Source organism: Burkholderia sp. E168m23 (assembly GCF_016586125.1).
Classification (GTDB): Bacteria; Pseudomonadota; Gammaproteobacteria; order Burkholderiales; family Burkholderiaceae; genus Burkholderia; species Burkholderia orbicola.
This window is the reverse complement of the sequence record NZ_BCPP01000494.1, coordinates 1-5222: the sequence shown is the minus strand read 5'-3', so window position 1 is coordinate 5222 and position 5222 is coordinate 1. Positions and strand designations below refer to the sequence as shown.

4 protein-coding genes are annotated in these 5222 nt (G+C 67.8%); 3 read left to right on the top strand and 1 reads right to left on the bottom strand.

What is annotated here, in order from left to right; translation table 11 throughout:
• Positions 1–46: 46 nt before the first annotated feature.
• Positions 47–1051 (bottom strand): transcriptional regulator GcvA, encoded by a 1005-nt coding sequence (gene gcvA, locus JMF90_RS22970; protein ID WP_236593046.1) that lies wholly within the window; start codon positions 1049–1051, stop codon positions 47–49.
• 41 nt (positions 1052–1092) lie between these two features.
• Here gcvA and JMF90_RS22965 point away from each other — a divergent pair, with 41 nt between their 5' ends.
• The 3 genes from JMF90_RS22965 to JMF90_RS22955 all read left to right on the top strand — a co-directional run.
• The gene (locus JMF90_RS22965; protein WP_201317342.1) at positions 1093–2439 is read left to right on the top strand and encodes an aminotransferase class III-fold pyridoxal phosphate-dependent enzyme; all 1347 of its coding nucleotides are present in this window, start codon (positions 1093–1095) and stop codon (positions 2437–2439) included.
• Positions 2436–3239: an enoyl-CoA hydratase-related protein gene (locus JMF90_RS22960; protein ID WP_077180501.1), complete on the top strand. Its 804-nt coding sequence runs from the start codon at positions 2436–2438 to the stop codon at positions 3237–3239. The genes JMF90_RS22965 and JMF90_RS22960 overlap by 4 nt, the downstream gene beginning before the upstream one ends.
• A 74-nt stretch (positions 3240–3313) precedes the next feature.
• Positions 3314–5222 (top strand): AMP-binding protein (locus JMF90_RS22955; protein ID WP_201325464.1); only part of this gene is annotated, 1909 nt, incomplete at its 3' end.

The window sequence follows — 5222 nt, the reverse complement described above, 5'->3', positions numbered from 1 at the left end:
ACATGGATCGCGGGCGGCGGGACCTGCCGCGTGCGATTCATGTCGTTCAAGCCCAGCCGGCCGCCGAAAACGACCGTGCGGCCGATCGCAGCCAACTGCAGAACGCATCGATTTGCGGCCGCGCGGCGGCCGCGCGCGTCGTCAACAGATGGTAGCTGTAGGGGCCTTGCACCGGCTTGCCCGGCGCAATGGCCAGCAGCCCTTGCCTGACCGCATCGGCGGCGAGGACGTCCGACGCCACGGCCACGCCCTGGCCCGCTATCGCGGCATCGAGCGTCAGATAGGTATGCGAGAAGCTCGGCCCTTGCCGCAAACGCGCCGGGCCGGCCTGCACGTCCTGCATCCGGCTCCAGCGCATCCAGTCCACCTGCTCCGGAATGCGAGCCTCGTATTCGTCGTGCAACAGCGTTGCACGCAACAGATCGTCCACGGTGCGCAACGGCTTGCATATCGACGGTTGCCCGACCGCGAGGAACGTTTCCGACATCAGTTTTTCCGCGACGAGCCCCGGATAGGGGCCCACACCCAGGCGGATCGCCACGTCCACGCGCTCGCGGCTGAAGTCGACGGCGGGCACCGAAGCCAGCAGGCGCACCTCGATGTCGGGATGCAGCCGCCGGAATTCGCCCAGGCGCGGCATCAGCCAACGCGTGACGAACGACGGCATCGCGGTGACCGTTACTTCCGGCGAATCCGCGGCCTGCCGGATGTCGAGCGACGCGCGCTCGAGCTCGTCCATCAAGCGCTCGATTTCCAGGAAGTAGCGCCGCCCGATCTCCGTCAACTGGACCGACCGGGCGCCACGCATGAACAACGGCGTGCCCAGCCACTCCTCCAGCAGCCGCACCTGATGACCCACCGCACCGGACGTGACGCACAGCTCGTCACCTGCCCGGGCGAAGCCGCCATGGCGTGCGGCCGCCTCGAATGCGCGGACGGAGAGCAGCGGTGGAAGTTGTCGCGACATGGCTAAATTGAATTGAGGCTCAGTGCGGAAACGTTTGATTTGTTGCGCAGGACGTGCGTGCTTAATCTGGAAGCCTTCTGTCACGAGGCTCAGAAATAGTGAGCCATGCCATTTCCGGAGTCAACATGGATCTCAGCATTCACGGCGAGTCGAATCCCGCGCTCGCGTCGTCGTTTCGAAAGGTGCTCGTGCCCTGGGCGGTCCAGGGCGGGCTCAATCCGCCGGTCATCACGCATGCGCACGGATGCTACTTCTACGATGCGAACGGCAAGCGCTATCTGGACCTCACCAGCGGCTATGTCGCGGTGTCGTTGGGACATGGCCATCCGAAGGTGGTCGAGGCGATCCAGGCGCAGGCCGCGCGCATGTGCTGGGTCGCGTCCAGCTACTTCAACGACGTGCGCGCCGAATACGCGGAACTCCTGAACAGCGTTTCGCCGTGGCCGGACGGGCTGCGCGTGCATTTCACCTGCGGCGGTGCCGAGGCAAACGACGACGCGGTGAAGATCGCGCGGCTGGTGACACGCCGGCCCAAGGTGCTGACCGCCTATCGGTCGTATCACGGCAGCACCCTCGGCGCGAGCGCGATGACGGGCGTGGACCGCTGGCGCGATCCGTTCCCTGCGTTGCCGGGCATGGTCAAGTTCCTTGCGCCGTATCCGTACCGCAGCCCGTTCCATACGTCGGAGCCGGCCGAGGAGACCCGCCGCGCCCTCGATCACCTGGCTTGCGTCCTGTCGCATGAAGGCGCCCAAAACGTCGCCGCGATCCTGATGGAGCCGATGACCGGCTCCAGCGGCGTCGTCGTCTACCCGCCGGGCTATCTCGCGGGCGTTCGGGACCTGTGCGACCGGCACGGCATCCTGCTGATCTTCGACGAGGTCATGACGGGCTTCGGGCGCACGGGGGCATTGTTCTGCGCCGAGCGGGTCGGCGTGTTGCCGGACCTGATTTCGTTCGCCAAGGGGGCCAGCTCTTCGTATACGCCCCTCGGCGGCGTCCTGGTGCGCGAGGGCGTGGCCCGCCACTTCGATACGGAACTCTTCGACGTGGGCCACACGCATGCGGGCCACGTACTGGCGGTCGCCGGCGGCCTCGCGGCGCTGAAGGTCTATCTGGAAGAGGGCTTGTTCGAGCGGGCGCGCGAGATCGAAGGCTGGCTGCGCGACGGTCTCGGCGAGCTGGCGGAGCGTCATCCGTCGATCGGCGACGTGCGGGGCATGGGCGCCCAGTTCGGCATCGAGCTGGTGCGCGACCGGGAAACGCGCGAGCCGCTCGTCGAGTGGCACCACCCGGCGGGATCGGCGCCGATGCGCGCGTTCTATGGCGAACTGCTGAAGCGCGGCGTTCACGCGTACGGGCGCTACAACGTGGTGATCGTGACGCCGCCGCTCGTCATCTCGCGCACGGAGCTGGACGAGGGACTGGATGCGCTCGACGCGGCGCTGACGGTGCTGGAGGCCGCGCGATGAACTATGAGGACATTCTGTATCGCGAAGCGGGCGGCGTGGCGACGATCACGATCAACCGTCCGTCGGTGTACAACGCGTTCCGCGCCAGGACGGTCGACGAACTGCTGCATGCCTTTCAGCAGGCGGGCTGGAATCGCGAGATCGGCGTGATCGTGCTGACCGGCGCCGGCGAAAAGGCCTTTTGCACCGGCGGCGACCAGACGAGCCACGGCGATGGCGGCTACGGTGGCCGCGGCGCGATCGGCTTGCCCGTGGACGAGTTGCAGAGCCTCATTCGCGACGTGCCGAAGCCGGTGATCGCGCGCGTCAACGGCTATGCGATCGGCGGCGGCAACGTGCTCGTGACGGTGTGCGACCTGGCGATCGCGAGCGAAGCGGCCCAGCTCGGGCAGGTGGGGCCCAGGGTGGGGTCGGTGGATCCCGGCTTCGGCACGGCGCTGCTCGCACGTGTCCTCGGCGAAAAACGCGCGCGGGAAGTGTGGTTCCTGTGCCGGCGCTACACGGCGCGCGAAGCGCTTGCAATGGGGTGGCTCAATGCGGTCGTGCCTGCCGATCAGCTCGACGGGGAAGTCGCGCGATGGTGCGACGAAATCCTTGCACTGAGCCCCACGGCGCTGGCGATCTCCAAGCGATCGTTCAACGCGGATTCCGAGAACATTCGCGCGATCGGTGCGCTGGGATTCGAGGCGCTGTCGCTGTACTACGACACCGACGAATCGAAGGAGGGCACGCGTGCTTTCCGCGAAAGGCGCAAGCCCGATTTCCGGCGTGGAAAGGCTGGCCATGATCCGCAACCCTGATCTGCCACCCTGCCTGCTCGGGGCGATCCGGCTGGGCGACATCGTGCGACCCAAGATAAGGACGGAGCACTTCGATGAGCACCACTGACATACTTTGGCAACCACCGTCCGATTGGCGGACCAGCACGTTGCTGGGTGAACTCTGCGCGTGCCTGGGCGCATCGTCGTTCGAAGAACTGATCGGGATTTCGCTGCGTGAGCCGCAACGCTACTGGGCCGCGGTGATGACGCACCTGCAATTCCAGTGGCGAACGCCGCCGCAGCGGCATGTCGACCTGGCGAGCGGCCCCGCATTTCCGCGATGGTTTACCGGCGGTCGACTGAACTGGGTCGATCATGTGCTTGCGCACGCGGACGGTCCACGCGCGATGCAGGCGGCAGTCATCACGGAAACGGAGGACGGACGCGTCAGCACGACCAGCTATGCCGCGCTGGCTCGGGATGTACGGCAACGGGCGTCGCGGCTGGGCGCGCTTGGCGTCGGCGCGGGCGATCGGGTCGGCGTCATGATGACGATGGGCGCGCCGGCCGCGGCCAGCCTGGTCGCGGTAGCGGCGATCGGTGCGATCGCCGTGCCGCTGTTCACCGGTTTCGGCGCGGACGCCGTCACCGCGCGACTGACGCTGGCCGACGCACGTGTGTTGCTGGCGAGCGGCGGCTACCGGCGCCGCGGGCGCACCATCGACCTGAAACCCGTGTTCGACGCCGTGCAAGAACAGATGCCGGGTTTGCGCATCGTCGTCCACGGCGACGAGCCGGCGCGTTCCGCCGCCCTCGACGACCCGGCTTCCGCGCACGCGGCGCCGCCCCGCGCGTTTCCCGCGCAGGACCCGGACCAGCCGTTCATGATCGTTTTCACGTCCGGCACGACGGGGGAGCCGAAGGGCACGGTGCACACGCATGCCGGGTTCCCGTTGAAGATCCTGCACGATTGTGCGTACCACTTCGAGTTGCGCCCCGGCGATCGCTGCCTGTGGCCGAGCGACATGGGCTGGATCGTCGGCCCGCTCACGACGGTCGGCGCGCTCGTCCGCGGCGCGACCCTGGTGTGCTACGACGGCGCGCCCGACCATCCGGGCGCCGGACGTCTGGCCGAAATCATCGACCGCCACCATGTCACGCATTTCGGCGCATCGCCCACGCTGATCCGCAGCCTGGCGGCGTCGCTGGATGCCGTCGACGGCGCGGTGCTGGAGAGCCTGCGTGTGCTGATGGTGGCCGGCGAGGTGATCGACCCGGATCACTTCGCGTGGTTCTTCCATGCATTCGGCCGGGCGCGGTTGCCGGTGATCAACTACAGCGGCGGCACGGAGGCGTCGGGCGCGCTGTTGGGCAATGTTCCCGTGCGCCCGATCCGTGCCTGCGCTTTCAACGCCGTATCGCCGGGCGTCGACGCGTTTGCCGCCGACGAGAAAGGGCAGCGCGTGCGTGGCGTTCCCGGTGAACTGGTGATCGCCGCGCCTTTCGTCGGGATGACGTCGGGATTCTGGAACGCGGCCGACCGCTACGAGGAAACGTACTGGCGCCAGCGGCCGGGCCTGTGGACGCATGGCGACCTGTTGCTCGAAGACGATGACGGACAATTCTTCATCCTCGGCCGCGCGGACGACACGCTGAAGATTGCCGGCAAGCGGCTGGGGCCGGCCGAGGTCGAGTCGGTCGTGCTCGGGTCGCCGCTCGTGCGCGACGTGGCGGCCGTCTCGCTGCCCGATCCGGTGAAAGGGGAGCGGCTGGTGGTTTGCGTCAGTACCCACGGCGAACCGCCGAGCGTGCTGGTGAAGTCGCTGGCCGATCGGATCGAGGCGGCGCTGGGAAAACCGTTCCGTCCCGGCGTCGTGCATGTCGTGCCCGATCTGCCGCGCACGCGCAACGGGAAGGTCATGCGCCGCGTGGTGCGAAACGTGTTGCGGGGCTTGCCGCCGGGCGACGTGAGCGCCCTCGAGAATCCGGCGGCGCTTGCAGCGTTGCAGGCGCTGGCCGATC